The following is a 15,840-nucleotide window of genomic DNA, read 5'->3' on the forward strand; positions in this document are numbered from 1 at the left end:
CAGTCATGTCCGCGACCTTTCGTTCATCGCCCATGGTGCAACGATGCGCTCGATGGCGAACGTCAGCAAGTACAGAGTGACGCTGATCAACGCGGTCACCAGTACGGCCGCCAACACCAGGTCGGTGCGGAAGGAGTTCTTCTGGGTGCTCATGTAAATGCCCAAACCGGAAGTAGCGCCGACGTATTCGGAGAACACCGCGCCCACGACCGCGTAGGTGATACCGATACGCAGGGCGGTGAAGAATCGCGGAATCGCCGAAGGAAGGCGGACGTATCGGAACTCCTGCCAGCGAGTGCTGCCCATACTGCGCAGCAGAGCGCCCGCTTCACGGTCGGCCGCGGCAAATCCCTCGATGAGTCCGATGGTCATGGGGAAGAACGTCGCAAGCGCGATCACCAACACCTTCGGCAACAACCCGAAGCCGAACCAGATGATCATCAGCGGCGCGATGGCGATGATCGGCAGCGTCTGCGAGACGACAAAAAGTGGTACCAGCGCGCGTGACAACCACGGCGAAAAGTCCACGACCACAGCAAGAATCCAGGCCAACACCAGTGAAACAGTGAAGCCGACCAACGTGACCTGCAATGTCGACCAGGCGTGGCCGGAGATGATCTCGCGGTTGTCCCACCCCTGGGACAGAACGCGCCCCGGAGACGGAAGTACTTGCGGCCGAATCCCACTGATCTCGACGTAGATCTGCCACGCCGCCACGAGGAGCACCACCACGGCGAGCGCGGGAAGCGCCCGTCGCATGGCCGAGACCAGCCGTCCGCTCACGTCAGGACGCGTCGAGATACTCATTGGTGAAGTACTCCGACCAGTCCGGCTTCTGGGTCAACGGCTTCCCGTCCGGTCCGGCGAGCAATCCGTTCTCGAAGAGGAATCCCGAATAACCCGACCAGGTTTCGAGATTCTGCGTACCGACGACGCCGTTGGCGTCTTTCATGTAGTCGGCGGCAAGCATCCGCTGACTGTCACGGACGAGGTCTTCGTCGGTGAAAGCTCCGGGGTTCGCGTCGATGAGATCCTGCGCGGCCTGGTCCGGGTTGTCGGCAGCAGTCTGATATCCGCGTTGAACGGCCTTGACGAACTTGCGTGCCTCGTCGGGATGGTCCTTCAACCACTGCTGGTTGCCGTTGATCACGATCGAATACGCATCGGGGAAGCCGTAATCGGTGTACTGGAAGTACCGCATCGGAGTTCCGTTTCGCTCCGCTTCGAGGCCTTCCCACGCAAAGTAGGAGACCGTGAAATCGGCCTGGCCCGAGTACACGGCTTCGTACGCGGACGTACCGAGCGTGACCGTCGTGAAGTTCCCGGTCCCGCCGTCGTTGCGGATGATCTGCTGCAGTGTCTCGACTTCGCCGGGATCGCCGAACCCGGCGTACGTCTTCCCGTCGAGATCACGTGGGCGCGTGATGTCCGCACGATCCGCCTTCACGCCGATGCCGGTGGCGCGGTGCTGAAGTGGCGCGATGACGGACGTCGTGGCGGCGCCGGCCGCTCGGGCGAACGTGGCCTGACTCTGTGTGCTGATGCCGAACTCCGCGTTGCCGGCGTCGACCAGGGTGTCGGGCGAGGTGTTGTTGTACGGCAGGATCGAGACGTCCAGACCGGCGTCCTCGAAGTAGCCCTCTTGGAGTGCAACGTACAAACCGGTGTGGTTCGTGTTCGGGGTCCAGTCGAGTGCGAACCGAATGGTCCCGTCGGAAGAGCCGGTGTCAGCGGCGCATCCGGTCAGAACTGTGAATGCGGCTGCGATCGCGGCAGACGTGGCAAGTGTGCGGCGCAGCGCCGCAAACGACATCACGACGCCGGCCAAGGCTGCTGGTGGAGTGCGGAATCCCAGAACATCAACTCATAGCGACTGGCGATGCGGAATGCTTCACTCATCGCCTCACGCTCTGTCTCGGTGGCTGCTTCGGCCGCAGCATCGACCAGTACGCGGGCCTGCGCCACCGACTCGTGGAATTCGGGTGCGTCGTACGTCGTGACCCACTGCGCGTACGGATGCGACGGATCGGCGTCGAGTACCTCGCGCGCTGAAGCGGCAAGATCGCGGCCGACCTCGGCGTAGATCCAGAAGCAGGGGAGTGCTGCCGCTGCGGAGACCGGGTAAGGCGCAGTTGCCGCAGTCGCCGTCAGATACGAGACGTATCCCAGGCAGGCCTGCGAATGCTCGAGCCTTCCCGATCCCGCTGGAAGAATTCCACCGGTGAGAAGTCCGTCGTGAAGCGCAGATTCCACTGTCGCTGCCGTGGACGCGGAATTCGACCAGAAGCCCGCCGACTGCGGATCCGGGGCGTGGGCCGCGACCAGGGACAACGCTTTCGAATACCCCTCGAGATAAAGCTTGTCCTGCTCGATGTACGTGCGGAACGCGTCGAGAGGCAAGGTTCCGTCGCCGAGGCGTTTGAGGAACTCCAGTGAGTCGATCGACTCGCGGAGGACCTTCGTCTCGGCCCAGAGCCGATCGGTGAACCGATCCGTCGACGGCGCTGTGGCCACCGAGTTTTCGGCAGAATTGTATGCAGGCTGCGTAGTAGCCATGACATCCCTTCGTCAGCATTACCTGATCAGGTTCCCGGGTGTGTTCTCAGCCCCGCCCATGCGGAGCACCCCGTGTCAGAACTAGGCGACCTTAACACCGAGCCTCTGCTTCGTCGGCGCCTACCTGGCAGTTGAGTAGTCGGCGCACATCGGCCTTATGTTGGTACGTTTGGTCTTGTTTGCCACACGCGCGGGTCGGGAGGGGATTCAGACATGGAGACCGACGTTGGACCGAATCTCGGCGAGGACGGAACTCTGGTGATCCGTGCCCGCGGCGGAGAAGCCCGCGGGTATCCGGATGGCGGAGTGTTCGCGTGGAAGGGCATGCCTTACGCAGCAGCGCCGGTGGGTGAACGGAGATTCCGCGCGCCGCAACCCGCTGAGCCGTGGGACGGGGTGCGCGACTGTCGTGAGTTCGGGCCGATCGCGCCGCAGGGCCAGAGCCCGGCGGTTCCGATCGACCGGGCCTTCAAAATCGACGAAGACTGCTTGTCGATCAACGTGTGGGCCCCGCGCCCCGATGGCACGCCGCGACCGGTGATGGTGTGGATTCACGGCGGCGCCTACTGCCTCGGGTCCGCCGCCCAAACGATCTACGACGGCCGTCATCTGGCTGAAACCGGTGACGTCGTTCTCGTCTCCTTCAACTATCGCGTCGGTGCCCTCGGATTCCTGGACCTGTCTGGATTCTCCACCGCGGATCCCGTTTTCGAATCGAACTGTGGTCTGCGAGACCAGATTGCGGCACTCGAATGGGTTCGAGACAACATCGACGCCTTCGGGGGTGACCCGAGTGCGGTGACCGTGTTCGGTGAGTCCTCCGGCGCAGGATCCATCACGACGCTCATGACCTGTCCGAGCGCCGAAGGTCTGTTCCATCGTGCGATTGCCCAGAGTCCTCCCGCGACCTCCGTCTACGGGGCCGAGCGCGCCAAGACCGTGGCGGAGCGGTTTCTCGAACTGCTTTCGATCGACCCTGAAGACGCAGGCGATCTGCTGACCACGGATCTGGAACTGCTCGTCAAGGCAAGCGATGACCTGGTCAACGAAATTCCGACCCGGATTCCGGGAACTTTGGCGATGGCACCCGTTGTCGATCGTGATCTGGTGCCGCACTACCCGGTTGCGGCTTTCCAGAAGGGTTACGCGCACCGAATCCCACTGATCATCGGTTCCAACAAGGACGAGGCGTCGATCTTCAAGTTCATGAAGTCTCCGCTGATGCCGGTGAGCGCGCAGTCGGTCGAGGCCATGCTGCAACTGCTGGCGGATGATCACCCCGACATCTCCGCGACCAAACTTGCCGAGATCATGTCGGCTTACCCTGATCACGCGAAACCGAGTGGCGCGCTGGCACTGTCGCGGGACGCGGCGTTTCGCATGCCGACTCTGTGGATCGCCGACGCTCACTGCAGGCATTCCCCTACATGGGTCTACCGCTTCGATCACGCGACGCCGATGCTCAAGGCGGCGCGGATCGGTGCGGGCCACGCGACCGAATTACCTTATGTATTCGGCAATTTCGGAACCCTGAACGTCGACCCCACGTTCTGGCTGGGTGGACGGAAGGCTGCGATGGAGGTAGCCGGCCGTATTCAACGGCGATGGTTGGCCTTCGCGCGGCATGCCGTGCCGGCAGCTCTCGACGGTTCGAAGCACTGGGCGCCGTACGAGGAAGAGAGGCGGTCGACGCTGTTGATCGACTCGGCTGACACCCTCGTCAGCGACCCCGATCACGGACTGCGCGTCGCCTGGGGAAACGACGTGATGGGGTTCAACTGACGTCGGTCGAGTGTCGCGGACGATCCAGTTCGCGAAGCACCGGCAGGGAGGCACAGACTGCGGCGATCAGGATGATCGGAATCGACAGGGCCACAAAGGTCGACGCGATTCCGAGTTGATCGAGCAGAGGGCCGACCGCGAGGTAACCCAGCGGGCCGGCGGCGTAGGCAGTCGACGTCATGACACCGACGACGCGTCCGCGCATGTGCTCCGGGCTGTGCGTCTGCATGGCGTAGTTGGCGATCGGGCCGACTGGTCCGTAGACGAGCCCCTGCAGTCCGGCGAGCACGAGGATCACCCACAGCGGAGGTAGAAGCGCCATGGCAAGCATCGCTATGCCGAGAACGGCAACGGCAAAAATCATGATCAGTCGCCGGGACATGATCGGTGCCAGCGGAGCGTAGGCGAGAGAGCCGATGATGCCGCCGATCGCCAATGCCATCAGCACCGATCCGAGTTGCGCCGGTTGATCCAACTCTGTGAAGTACACCGGGAACACGACACTCTCCACCGGCATGTAGAGCGCGACGACGGCCATGTCGATCAGCGCCAGAGTGCGCAGCAGTTTGTTGTTCCAGACGAACCGAAGACCGTCGAGTGTGCCGTGCCAGATCGATTTCGGACGATGTTCGTGTTCGGGGACTCCGGCGCCAGGAAGGCGGATGAAGGCAACCACGACGATCGAGAACACAAAACCAGCCGCCGTCACCCAGAGCGTGTTCACCGCCCCGATCGTTGCGATCAGGACACCGCCGATGCCAGGGCCGATCAGATATGCGACGTTGAAATTGGCCTCGTACACGCTGTTGGTGCGATCGAGCTTCCACTTGGCTGTCCGAGTTGCTGCAGGCAGCATGGACTCCCTCGCCGCCATTCCGGCGGGGTCGAACACCGCACCGAGCGCGGCCAACGCCGCGATCACCGGGATCGTCAAGCCCGCGGTGGCCGCGATGATCGGGATCGCCGCTACGGACATCGCCGAAAGAGCGTCGGAAATCATCGACGTTCGACGGCGTCCGAATTTGTCGACGAATGTCCCCGAGAACAGGCTCGACACGAGTAACGGAATGGCTGCTGCGCCAGCAACTATCGCCGCGTCGGTAGCCCTGCCGGTTCGTTCGAGAACAAGCCAGGGGAGTACGACGATGGCGATACCGTTGCCGATCGCCGAGAACAGCGTCGCGAGATTGACGAGGACGAGAGGGAGATAGCTGGGGGTAACTACGTCCTCGGATGCAGGTGGGCGCCGATCTGCTGAGGCGACCACGTTCTTTCCTTCCCCGAGATGGTGCCGACCAGGATTTCGAGAGTTTCGACGACGGCACCATCGACGCTAGCAGCGGGGGTTGCAGGTCCGCGAGTGATTTTTCGTGGACCGTCCGCGTTCGGTTATGCCTGGTAAACGGGGTTCTCTGCAACAAACTTCTCGACGTACGAGCACGTCGGAAGGATCTTCAATCCCTCGTTCCGGGTCTGATCGAGCGCTTCCCTCACCACGATGGCGGCAAGCCCGCGCCCGCGAAACTGTGGGTACGTCACCGTGTGGTGGAAATCACGGACACCGGAATGGTCCGAGTACTCGGCAAAACCGGCCAGTTCGCCGTCGACACGGATCTCGAAGCGCGTTTCCGCGGAGTTGTGCGCCACTGTCTCGGTCATCTTCGGGCTCCGTTTCGAAAGGGCGGCCGGTTGCGGCGCGCCGCGTCTGCGTTCTGTGGAGCCACGCTACCTGGCAGGCGGTCCGCAATATCGCTTGCCGGCGTGAGTTCCGTTACTTAGCGCAACTACAACTGGACGACCGTTCAAGGGACCTTCGTCGCCATGGAGAACGAACAAAACTGGTCTGTACGTGCCGATTTGCCCGTACTTTTGTGCCCACAACGGGTGATACATATGCATCACGATCGTAAACATCCCAATATGTGGGACCGGTCACAAAGTTTTTTGTCGTCTGTTCGGATGGATTAAGTGGAGGGCCTGAAACGGGCAAATTGCAGGTCAGCGGCGCGCTGGTTGCGTGTCGATGATGGGTGCGAGCGGGCGGAAACCCCAGGGGTATTGCGTTGGTCATCAGATCGTTTCTCGGACGTGATCCCAAAGACCCTCTCGGGGGGTTAGCGTTTGAATCGTCGGGGATAGAAGAAGCGTTACAACTTCGCCAAAAAAACTTTGGCGTCGCTGCTCAACGGTTCGATTTCGAGTCTTCGTCGGACAACTTCGAGGAAGGAACGCACATGATTTTCGGGCAGCGTGAGTCGAACAGTTACTTTGCCGCAATTTTTTCGTACGACTTCCTTGACGAAGGTCTGGGATACGAGACCATCGCACGGATTCACCGAGGCGAGATCTGCGAATGGATTCGTGATCTCGAGGCTTCCGGGTTGTTCTCGGCTGCGGAAGTTCATGCCGCTGAACTGGCATGGCGCGAAAATCCACGCCTGCTCCTCGACGCCCTTCTCGAGGACGCTGACGAGGTCTCTGTCAAGCGCTGGGAGATCGCGTGGACGAGGCTCGAGCGTCAGTCGCCGGCAGCCGGAACCGCGGTGGCAGAGCACGGCTGATCCGGTCGGGCCGAGTCGACTGCTCAGTCTGCGTCAAGATCAACCGTCTGCGTTACATCAACGGTCGACGAGTATCACCTCGTAATCGGTGAGCACGGTGAATTGCACGCCCGCCGTGGTCAGGGTCGCAACCGTCCGCGCAGTCACCTGTGGATCTTCGAGTAGCGAATCGCCGCCGTGCGGCACTATCGCGAAGTCGATCAGCGCGAGCCCGGACCAGATCGGGTCGATACCGCACGTTGGCATGACTTCAGCGGGGTCGTCCGACGCGTCCAGCCCGATCAGAGTCGGAGTCGCCAGGCACGCTCCGGCGCTGTATCCCGCATAGGCCACGACGCCTGAACGAACCAGCATCTCGATGACCCGGTCAGCGCCACTTCGAGCTAGCTGAGCTCGCAGGACGAACGTGTTTCCGCCGCGAACCCACAGGCAGTCGAAATCGCGGAGCCGGAGTTCCAGTGCTTCCGGTGCACCCAGGAAGTCTCGGACATCCACTTCCTCTGCGGTGAAGCCGGCTGCCCGTAGTGGAGTCAGTTCGCTGGTGACTGCTGAACTGCGGGCATTGACGGGCCACGAATCTGCAGCCGCGGCGATGACTGCGATGCGAGCGCCGCGGCCTACGAGATCGACAAAGGCCTCGCGGTGGTCGCCGAATCGGTAGGACGAGAGAAACAGTTTCACTTCTCAGTACCTTCGCGACGTACCCACCCAGCCCTCAAATCGTGAACGCCAGATTGTCGACGACGCGTGTGCCCACCGTGGTGTCACCGCGAAGCGAGATGTCGGTTCGGTGATCCGAAGCGTGGACGCGGCCACCGGCAATTCGGGTGAAGAGCGGTGAGCTCATCGAGATGGTCGTGGTCGCCGGACCGTCCAACTCCGGGACGAGTGTTGCTCGCGCGTCGACCGAGACGTGAAGTGAACGGGCAAGTGGCCCTTCGAGTTCGAAAGTGATCCGTGCTCCCTCTGGCGCCTTTCCTCGTTTTCCGACGACAAATCCGAGCGCGCTGGTGATTTCGCCGAATGCAGTCTCCGCGCGCAATCCGCCTTCCTCACCCGGAATGCCAACTGCATCTCTGATGTCGAGTTCGTGCATCCAACAGTCGAAGGTCCGAATACGCATGAACCGGCCATAGGGCGCAAGACCGACCGGTGTTTGTGTCTCGGCGTCCCAGTCCGCGCTGGTCATCGAGCGCAGCGCTTCGGTTCGTTCGGCGGTGATCTCGCGATATCGGGTCAGCAGGTCCGAGTGCGGTGTCCGCCGCAGGCCTTCGACCCAGCGCTCGTTGAACGCCGCAATCTCGTTGTGGACGTGGGGCAATGCGTGCACGTCCAGATTGATCGACGGCGGATTGATGCCCGAGAGCAGTGATTCCGTACCGATCAGATGGGACACGATGTCGTGAACCGTCCACCCCGGAAGGTTCGACGGTGCCAACCACTGATCGCCGTCGAGTTCGGCCAGCAGTGCGTCGATGACTCTCCATTCCTCGGTCAATGCGTCGACTACTGAGTCCTGGGGCCAACCACTCATGTGGACATCTCCTGTTTCGGACGGTGCGGTTCTCCTCACTGTATGTCCCGGCGGATAAGTGAGCGGGCATTCCCATGCTTCGAGTCGGTGTCGTCAAACCTCCGAGGGAGGCAGAGTTCCTGTGGTAGACCAGGATTGTCGACGCCGAAGCAGGCTCACGCGGCGTTGTCGTCACCGACAGAGGAGTCTTCGTGTTTCCAGGAAATTTTGTCCAGTCCACGCCGGACAAGCCCGCCGTCATTCGCCCTGCGACGGGTGAGTCCATCACCTATCGGGAACTCGACGAACGGTCGACGCAGTTGGCGCGATACTTCCGAAGTGTCGGTGCCAAGCCTGGGGACCACGTCGCTCTCATCTCGAACAACGATCTCCGGGCGTTCGAGGTGTACTGGGCAGCGTTGAGATCCGGCCTCTACATCACCGCGGTGAACTGGCATCTCACGGCTTCGGAGGCTGCCTACATCGTCGACGACTGCGAGGCGACAATTCTGGTGGCGTCGGGGCAGGCGTCCGCAGCAGTTCCGTTGGACGAGAAGCTGATTCCACGCGTGCGGCACCGATTGGTGTACGGCGGCGCCCTCGAGGGCTTCGACGACTACGAAGAAGCGGTCGATGCGCAGTCCACTGCTCCACTCGACTCGCAGCCGCGTGGGGCTGACATGCTGTATTCGTCGGGAACCACCGGCAGGCCGAAGGGGATCAAAGGAGATCTCCCGGAGGGTGAGGTGAACACCACCATGGATCCGTACACCGCGGTGTTCGCACCGATGTACGGGTTCGATTCCGACACAGTCTATTTGTGCCCGGCTCCGGTCTATCACGCGGCGCCCCTGCGTTTTTGCGGCGTGATCAATTCGGTCGGCGGAACCGTGATCTTGATGGATGCATTCGAAGCCGAAACCGCGCTGGAGTTGATCGGTAAATACGCTGTGACGCACAGTCAGTGGGTACCGACGATGTTCGTTCGAATGTTGAAACTTCCGAAGGAGACCCGTGATCGTTACGACGTCTCGACGGTGAAGGTCGCCATTCACGCTGCTGCTCCCTGCCCGCCCGAAGTGAAGACGGCAATGATCGACTGGTGGGGGCCGGTGATCTACGAGTACTACGCCTCGACCGAGGGTTCGGGCGCTACCTTCATCAACAGTGAGCAGGCCTTGTCGCATCCGGGTTCCGTCGGGCGTGACGGAGTGATGGGGATCGTGCACATCTGTGACGACGCCGGGCGTGATCTTCCTGTCGGCGAGATCGGTACCGTGTTCTGGGAGCGGGAGACTTTGCCGTTCCGGTACCACAATGATCCCGAGAAAACGGCTGCCGCGCAGCATCCGGATCATCCGACGTGGACGACGAGTGGAGATATCGGCTATATCGACTCCGAGCGTTTCCTTTATCTGACCGATCGTGCGGCATTCACGATTATCTCTGGTGGCGTCAATATCTATCCGCAGGAGTCCGAGAACATCCTTACCTTGCATCCGAAAGTGTTCGACGTGGCGGTCATCGGTGTTCCCGATGAAGAAATGGGCGAACAGGTCAAGGCGGTTGTCCAACTGGCGGAGGGAGTCGAGCCGAGTGCCCATGTCGCCGAGGAATTGCTGGAATACGTTCGCAGCCAGGTTGCACATTTCAAAGCTCCGAGAAGCATCGACTTTGCCGACGAATTGCCTAGGACCGCGACAGGAAAGCTCGTAAAGCACAAGTTGCGGTCTCAATATGTGAGCAGTTGATCCTCCGGTGAAATACTAGGACATCAGAGTAATTCTGCGAGATAGTCGGCAAGGACCTGCGCGTGGCTGTATCGCAGGTCCTTGCTTGCTGTCAGTAGAGCAACGGGTCGAGAATCCGATGCCGGTGCGATGCGTACTGCAGGTTTTCGCGTTTGACGCCGCGCGGCCAGAGTCGGTCGACGAGGAGACGGACGGCGTTACATTCGGAAGCTGGTTCGTAAACTCGCTCGACGGTGATTATTCGGCGCGTCATTCTCATGCCTTTTCGTCTATCGGCCGTTTCAAATAGTGGAATAGCCCGCCATTCGAGTGTGATCGGCGCCACAGTAGGCTTCTCAAGGTATGTCCAAACATACTGTTCGGACTCGATTCAGATGGAGAAAGTGCGTCGTCGGTTTCCCTACGCCGCGGTAACTCTGGCTACTATCAGTCACCATTCACCCAAAAGCGGGTCATCTTCCGCTCATCACATGCTGGTTGCCGCTCGTCGCAGCAGGCGAACCACCAACCGCAGAAGGTAATGGAAAATGGAAACATCGAAGAGCGCACAAGTGCGTCCGACGGTCGGCGTCCCTCGAGAATCGAGTGATGGTGAGCGTCGGGTCGCATTGGTGCCGAAAATTGTGTCCGCTTTGATCGGCAAGGGCGTCGACGTGGTCGTCGAGTCCGGGGCCGGTCTCGGGGCGTTGATTCCCGACGAGTTGTACACCGCTGCCGGCGCGAAGATCGGCGATCCGTGGACTGCTGACGTCGTGGTCAAGGTTGCGCCCCCGTCGAAAGAAGAGATCGCCCGGATCAGTACCGGCGCGAAGCTCATCGGTTTCCTGAATCCGCGTAATGCGGACAACCGCATCGCCGAGTTGAAGGCCGCCGGCATCGAGGGATACGCCGTGGAGGCGATCCCTCGTATCTCCCGCGCGCAGGTGATGGACGCGTTGTCTTCGCAGGCGAACGTGTCGGGGTACAAGGCTGTTCTGTTGGCAGCATCGGAGTCGACGCGGTTCTTCCCGATGCTCACCACCGCTGCAGGCACGGTGAAGCCTGCGACCGTTCTGGTGCTCGGAGTGGGTGTGGCAGGTCTGCAGGCGCTGGCGACAGCCAAGCGCCTCGGTGGCCGCGCTACCGGGTACGACGTGCGTCCTGAGGTCGCCGACCAGGTGCGTTCGGTGGGTGCACAGTGGCTCGACCTCGGAATCGATGCGGCGGGCGAGGGTGGATACGCCCGCGAGTTGACCGACGACGAGCGAGCGAAGCAGCAGCAGGCACTCGAAGATGCGATCAAGGGCTTCGACGTTGTGATCACCACTGCTCTGGTTCCGGGTCGTCCGGCGCCGCGCCTGGTCACCGCTGCCGCGGTCGAAGGCATGAAGCCGGGCAGTGTCGTGGTCGACCTCGCGGGTGAAACCGGCGGTAACTGCGAGCTGACCGAGCCGGGTCAAACCGTCGTCAAGCACGGCGTGACCATTTGCTCTCCGCTGAATTTGCCGGCGTCCATGCCTGAGCATGCGTCCGAGTTGTACTCGAAGAACATTTCCGCGCTGATCGAACTGATGCTCGTCGACGGTGCATTGGCGCCTGATTTCTCCGACGAGGTTCTGGCCGGTGCGTGCGTCACCCGTGAAGAGAAGGGCGCCTGATGTACACATCACTTCTGGCGAACATCGCGATCCTGGTGTTGTCCGGGTTCGTCGGTTTCGCTGTGATCTCCAAAGTTCCGAACACCCTGCACACCCCGTTGATGTCCGGCACGAACGCCATCCACGGCATCGTCGTCCTGGGTGCGTTGGTCGTCCTGGGCAAGGTGCACGATCCCTCGATCGGGTTGCAGATCATCTTGTTCGTCGCGCTCGTCTTCGGAACCGTGAACGTTGTCGGTGGTTTTGTGGTCACAGACCGCATGTTGGCGATGTTCAAGGCCAAGCCGGCCGCCAAGTCTGTGTCGAAGGATGGTGACCAGTAATGGAATACCTGGTCAATGCGCTCTACATTGTCGCGTTCTCGATGTTCATCTACGGCCTCATGGGCCTTACCGGCCCGAAGACCGCAGTCCGCGGCAACCAGATAGCCGCGGTCGGCATGCTCATCGCCGTCGTTGCAACTCTGATCTCCATTCGTGATGCGGAAATGGGGAACTGGATCCTCATCGCTGCCGGCCTTGTCATCGGTGTCGTGCTCGGCGTCCCGCCGGCGCTCCGCACGAAGATGACGGCCATGCCGCAGTTGGTGGCACTGTTCAACGGTGTCGGCGGCGGCACGGTCGCGTTGATCGCGTACGCGGAATTCCTGGACTCGGACGGGTTCACCGCTTTCCAGCACGGCGAGTCGCCGACGGTGCACATCGTCATCGCTTCGCTTTTTGCCGCGGTGATCGGATCGATCTCCTTCTGGGGCAGCGTGATCGCGTTCCTGAAGCTGCAGGAAACTCTGCCTGGTCGTCCGATCGGAATCGGTAAGCTCCAGCAGCCGCTCAATGCTCTGCTGCTCATTGCCGCCGTCGCGTTCTCGGTAATCATCGGTATCAAGGCGATCTCACCGGAAGGCCCGACCAGCTCACTGTGGATCGTCGGTGTGCTCGTACTCTCGGGCATCCTCGGACTGATGGTCGTGCTGCCCATCGGCGGCGCGGACATGCCCGTCGTCATCTCGCTGCTCAACGCTCTGACCGGTTTGTCGGCTGCTGCTGCAGGTTTGGCGCTCAACAACCAGGCGATGATCGTCGCCGGCATGATCGTGGGTGCTTCGGGCACCATCTTGACCAACCTCATGGCCAAGGCCATGAACCGGTCCATCCCGGCCATCGTGGCCGGCGGCTTCGGTGGCGGCGGCGAAGCGCCGTCCTCCGACGGCGTCGTGCGCACGGCAAAGGCGACCTCGGCCGCCGACGCGGCTATCCAGATGGCCTACGCCAACCAGGTCATCGTCGTACCCGGATACGGACTTGCCGTCGCGCAGGCTCAGCACGCGGTCAAGGACATGGCGAAATTGCTCGAGTCGAAGGGCGTCGAGGTCAAGTACGCCATTCACCCGGTCGCCGGCCGTATGCCAGGTCACATGAACGTTCTTCTCGCAGAGGCGGATGTCTCGTACGACGCGATGAAGGAAATGGACGACATCAACGACGAGTTCTCTCGTACCGATGTCACCTTGGTGATCGGCGCGAACGACGTCACCAACCCGGCGGCGCGCAACGATCCGAGCTCACCGATTCACGGAATGCCGATCCTCAACGTCGACCAGTCGAAGTCGGTCATCGTGCTCAAGCGTTCGATGAACTCCGGTTTCGCCGGTATCGAGAACCCGCTCTTCTTCGCCGAGGGCACCTCGATGCTCTTCGGTGATGCCAAGAAGTCGGTCTCCGAAGTAACCGAGGAACTCAAGGCGCTGTAGCGCTCGAGTTCGGAAGGGCGTCCACTCGTAACCACGAGTGGGCGCCTTTTTCGTGTCCCTGTGTTGCAACGATTCTTGTGCTGAAACGGCTTCTTGTACTGAAACGGCTTCTTGTGCTGAAACGACAAAGGCGCCTGGTCCGAGACGAAACTCGGAACAGGCGCCTCTGGCGACGTTTTACGGGACCTCGGGGGTTTCGGGGTCGGAAGAGAAGCCGGAAAGTAGTTCGATCAACTTCTGGATCAGTTCGAGCGGGTTCAGATCTTCGAGGCTCACGGTAAAGACTCCTTCGCTGTGGAACTACTTGATTCGGACATTTCAGAACATACGTCATGCCCCGCCGTCGCGGGAGGGCTTAACGGCGAGAATCTCTGAATCACAAAGATTTAGGACTAAAGTCGGATGCTCCGGTGCCTTGAGAACGCGATTGCAGCCGTATCCGGGCGTAGCGCTTCACGTTTCGCGGCGATGGGCGATCGCGCCATCAAAATGGCTGCAGCACAGGCCCATACCAGAGCGATCAGAACGCCAGCTATCACTCCGAAAAGGCCGCTCATCTCGGCGGCCAGTGCGCTGGCACCGATCGCAGCAACCCCCACGAATCCGAGACCGGCGACTACCGGACGCCACTGCGGGGCAGAGATCAAGATCGCCGAGCAGTACAGCGCGGTCGCCGCTGCCACATGACCGCTGGGCAACAGGTCCTGGGGCACATCGGGGAGCCAGGAACCGAATGCCGCATTGGTGAGATTGGCGCCCATTCCGAGGAGCAGGATCGCGCCGATGCCGTATGGCAGTCCGCGGACCATCGAGACGACGGCCAGAGCAGTAGTGGCTGCGAGTACAGCGGTGACGTCGAATCGGCCTACCGTCCACTCGGCAAGTGCGCGCACCTGTTCGGGGACGCTCACCCCAGGCGAGGTGGGTCGCACGAAATACAAGACGCCCAGCGCTACGACGGCGATCGCAGCAAGGACGAGGAAGCGAGTGGTTGTGGAGGGAGCGGGGTGCTGGGTGGAGGTCGAGACGGTCACGAGTACCAGCATCCCTGTTGAGTCTGTGCCGATCGTGAGGATCAGCTGTGAGGTCTGTAGGCGGTCGGAGAATCGCGCCGAACGACACCCGCACAAGCCGCTGCGACCAGGACGCATGCAAACGGGATCAACATTGCTGTGGTGAGAGGCACAAGCGTGGTGACCCAGCCGATGGTTGCCGGACCGGCGAGGAATCCGATGTATCCCATGCCGACGACGCGAGACATGTTGGTGCCGGCCGAACCTGAGCCCAGATTTCCCGCCGTTGTGAAGATCTGCGGAATGCATCCCGACAGGCCGGCGCCGAACAGGGCCCAACCGAGCAACGTCAGTGGTAGCCAGCCCGACACCACGACGGTCAGCATTCCGATGGACGAGAGCAACGCACCGTAGCGAACCACTGCCACCGGGCCGACTGCCGCGCTGATCCGATCCGCGGTGAATCGGCCGACGGTCATCATGGCGGAGAATGCACCGAACGACAGTGCAGCAACGGCATTCGAGACACCCAGATCTTCCTTGACCTGCAGTGCGCTCCAGTCGTTTGCCACTCCCTCGGCCAGCATCAGAACAAAGGCGAGGGTTCCGAGGGCAAGTACGCGAGCCGAGAATCTGCCGTGTGTCTTTCCGGTAGTCGACGCGGTTTCGGCATGCACGTCGACGAGAGGGAGCAGGGGTCGCGAGCACAACCAGACCGCGAGCAAGCCGATTGCCGACGCGATGCTGAGCGTGACGTACGGCGGAAGATCCAGTGCGAGAGTGCCGAATCCGATGACGGACCCTAATACGCCGCCGACCGAGAACATGCCGTGAAAGGCCGCCATGATCGGGCGCCGGTACAACTGTTCGGCCTCGACAGCCTGCGAGTTCATCGACACGTCCAACGCGCCGTTCGCGAAGCCGAATACAACAAGTGCAGCGCCCAGTTGCCAGGTGTTCGTGGCAAATCCCGGGCCGAGAGTGGCGAATGCCAGCCCGCTACCCGCCAGGATGACCATGCGCCTGCTGCCGTATCGATCGGCGAGCGGACCGCTCAATTGCATACCGGCAATGGCTCCGACAGCAAGAAGGAGAAGCAGTGAGCCGAGCGTCGAGTGACTGATTCCCACACGGTGTTCGATGGACGGAATGTGGACGACCCACATCGCGAGCAGAAATCCGTTGATGCCGAAGATGCCGAAGATGCCGGCCCGGGCGCGTACCAGGGCGGAGGTGGGGACTACTCGGTCGGTGGGGTTGACGCTCACTCGTTCCTT

At 61.4% G+C, this 15,840-nt stretch carries 16 protein-coding genes and 1 riboswitch; of the genes, 6 read left to right on the forward strand and 10 right to left on the reverse strand.

All coding sequences use genetic code 11. The features are described from left to right. Positions 1 to 3: 3 nt before the first annotated feature. From EEB12_RS29850 to EEB12_RS29860, 3 genes are all read right to left on the reverse strand, one after another. Positions 4 to 807 (reverse strand): ABC transporter permease, encoded by an 804-nt coding sequence (locus tag EEB12_RS29850; RefSeq protein ID WP_041815060.1) that lies wholly within the window; start codon positions 805 to 807, stop codon positions 4 to 6. After that, positions 785 to 1,813, reverse strand: coding sequence for an ABC transporter substrate-binding protein (locus EEB12_RS29855; RefSeq protein WP_141489187.1), 1,029 nt, complete (start codon positions 1,811 to 1,813; stop codon positions 785 to 787). The genes EEB12_RS29850 and EEB12_RS29855 overlap by 23 nt, the downstream gene beginning before the upstream one ends. Further along, positions 1,813 to 2,556 (reverse strand): TenA family protein, encoded by a 744-nt coding sequence (locus EEB12_RS29860; protein ID WP_141489188.1) that lies wholly within the window; start codon positions 2,554 to 2,556, stop codon positions 1,813 to 1,815. Before EEB12_RS29860 ends, EEB12_RS29855 begins: the two co-directional genes overlap by 1 nt. Further along, positions 2,544 to 2,639, reverse strand: a riboswitch (TPP riboswitch). Its footprint overlaps the gene before it by 13 nt. 130 nt (positions 2,640 to 2,769) lie before the next feature. Here EEB12_RS29860 and EEB12_RS29865 point away from each other — a divergent pair. After that, the gene (locus EEB12_RS29865; RefSeq protein ID WP_141489189.1) at positions 2,770 to 4,338 is read left to right on the forward strand and encodes a carboxylesterase/lipase family protein; all 1,569 of its coding nucleotides are present in this window, start codon (positions 2,770 to 2,772) and stop codon (positions 4,336 to 4,338) included. On the opposite strand, the gene EEB12_RS29870 is transcribed toward EEB12_RS29865, so the two are convergent. Then, complete coding sequence (locus tag EEB12_RS29870) at positions 4,331 to 5,605, reverse strand: MFS transporter (protein ID WP_020908357.1); 1,275 nt, start codon at positions 5,603 to 5,605, stop codon at positions 4,331 to 4,333. The two genes, EEB12_RS29865 and EEB12_RS29870, sit on opposite strands and share 8 nt — an antisense overlap. A 122-nt stretch (positions 5,606 to 5,727) precedes the next feature. After that, positions 5,728 to 5,997 carry a GNAT family N-acetyltransferase gene (locus EEB12_RS29875; protein ID WP_020908356.1) on the reverse strand — a complete coding sequence of 90 codons (270 nt, stop codon included), beginning with the start codon at positions 5,995 to 5,997 and terminating at the stop codon, positions 5,728 to 5,730. 575 nt (positions 5,998 to 6,572) lie between these two features. On the opposite strand from EEB12_RS29875, the gene EEB12_RS29880 reads away from it, so the two are divergent. Continuing rightward, positions 6,573 to 6,899: a hypothetical protein gene (locus tag EEB12_RS29880; RefSeq protein WP_003941297.1), complete on the forward strand. Its 327-nt coding sequence runs from the start codon at positions 6,573 to 6,575 to the stop codon at positions 6,897 to 6,899. A gap of 57 nt (positions 6,900 to 6,956) precedes the next feature. On the opposite strand, the gene EEB12_RS29885 is transcribed toward EEB12_RS29880, so the two are convergent. Further along, positions 6,957 to 7,580: a Type 1 glutamine amidotransferase-like domain-containing protein gene (locus tag EEB12_RS29885; RefSeq protein WP_083059504.1), complete on the reverse strand. Its 624-nt coding sequence runs from the start codon at positions 7,578 to 7,580 to the stop codon at positions 6,957 to 6,959. A 34-nt stretch (positions 7,581 to 7,614) separates the two neighbouring features. Beyond that, the gene (locus tag EEB12_RS29890; RefSeq protein WP_003941328.1) at positions 7,615 to 8,433 is read right to left on the reverse strand and encodes a maleylpyruvate isomerase family mycothiol-dependent enzyme; all 819 of its coding nucleotides are present in this window, start codon (positions 8,431 to 8,433) and stop codon (positions 7,615 to 7,617) included. A 191-nt stretch (positions 8,434 to 8,624) separates the two neighbouring features. Here EEB12_RS29890 and EEB12_RS29895 point away from each other — a divergent pair, with 191 nt between their 5' ends. Further along, the gene (locus EEB12_RS29895; RefSeq protein ID WP_141489190.1) at positions 8,625 to 10,163 is read left to right on the forward strand and encodes an AMP-binding protein; all 1,539 of its coding nucleotides are present in this window, start codon (positions 8,625 to 8,627) and stop codon (positions 10,161 to 10,163) included. 91 nt (positions 10,164 to 10,254) lie between these two features. Here EEB12_RS29895 and EEB12_RS29900 read toward each other — a convergent pair whose 3' ends face one another. Further along, positions 10,255 to 10,416, reverse strand: a complete 162-nt coding sequence (locus EEB12_RS29900) for a DUF488 family protein (protein ID WP_020970094.1) — start codon at positions 10,414 to 10,416, stop codon at positions 10,255 to 10,257. 274 nt (positions 10,417 to 10,690) lie between these two features. Here EEB12_RS29900 and EEB12_RS29905 point away from each other — a divergent pair, with 274 nt between their 5' ends. Genes EEB12_RS29905 through EEB12_RS29915 form a run of 3 tightly spaced genes read left to right on the forward strand, consistent with a single transcriptional unit; the run spans position 10,691 to position 13,550 of the window. After that, positions 10,691 to 11,800 (forward strand): Re/Si-specific NAD(P)(+) transhydrogenase subunit alpha, encoded by a 1,110-nt coding sequence (locus tag EEB12_RS29905; protein ID WP_141489191.1) that lies wholly within the window; start codon positions 10,691 to 10,693, stop codon positions 11,798 to 11,800. Continuing rightward, positions 11,800 to 12,123 carry an NAD(P) transhydrogenase subunit alpha gene (locus EEB12_RS29910; RefSeq protein ID WP_003941319.1) on the forward strand — a complete coding sequence of 108 codons (324 nt, stop codon included), beginning with the start codon at positions 11,800 to 11,802 and terminating at the stop codon, positions 12,121 to 12,123. The genes EEB12_RS29905 and EEB12_RS29910 overlap by 1 nt, the downstream gene beginning before the upstream one ends. Further along, entirely contained in the window at positions 12,123 to 13,550 is a 1,428-nt protein-coding gene (locus EEB12_RS29915; RefSeq protein ID WP_020970092.1) for an NAD(P)(+) transhydrogenase (Re/Si-specific) subunit beta, read from the forward strand. The genes EEB12_RS29910 and EEB12_RS29915 overlap by 1 nt, the downstream gene beginning before the upstream one ends. Positions 13,551 to 13,942: 392 nt before the next feature. On the opposite strand, the gene EEB12_RS29920 is transcribed toward EEB12_RS29915, so the two are convergent. Together EEB12_RS29920 and EEB12_RS29925 are read right to left on the reverse strand one after the other, a co-directional pair. Continuing rightward, positions 13,943 to 14,596: a hypothetical protein gene (locus tag EEB12_RS29920; protein WP_020970091.1), complete on the reverse strand. Its 654-nt coding sequence runs from the start codon at positions 14,594 to 14,596 to the stop codon at positions 13,943 to 13,945. A 29-nt stretch (positions 14,597 to 14,625) separates the two neighbouring features. Further along, complete coding sequence (locus EEB12_RS29925) at positions 14,626 to 15,831, reverse strand: MFS transporter (protein WP_020970090.1); 1,206 nt, start codon at positions 15,829 to 15,831, stop codon at positions 14,626 to 14,628. Positions 15,832 to 15,840 lie beyond the last annotated feature (9 nt).

The sequence above is a fragment of the Rhodococcus sp. WS1 genome, assembly GCF_003797745.1.
GTDB lineage: Bacteria > Actinomycetota > Actinomycetes > Mycobacteriales > Mycobacteriaceae > Rhodococcus_F > Rhodococcus_F erythropolis.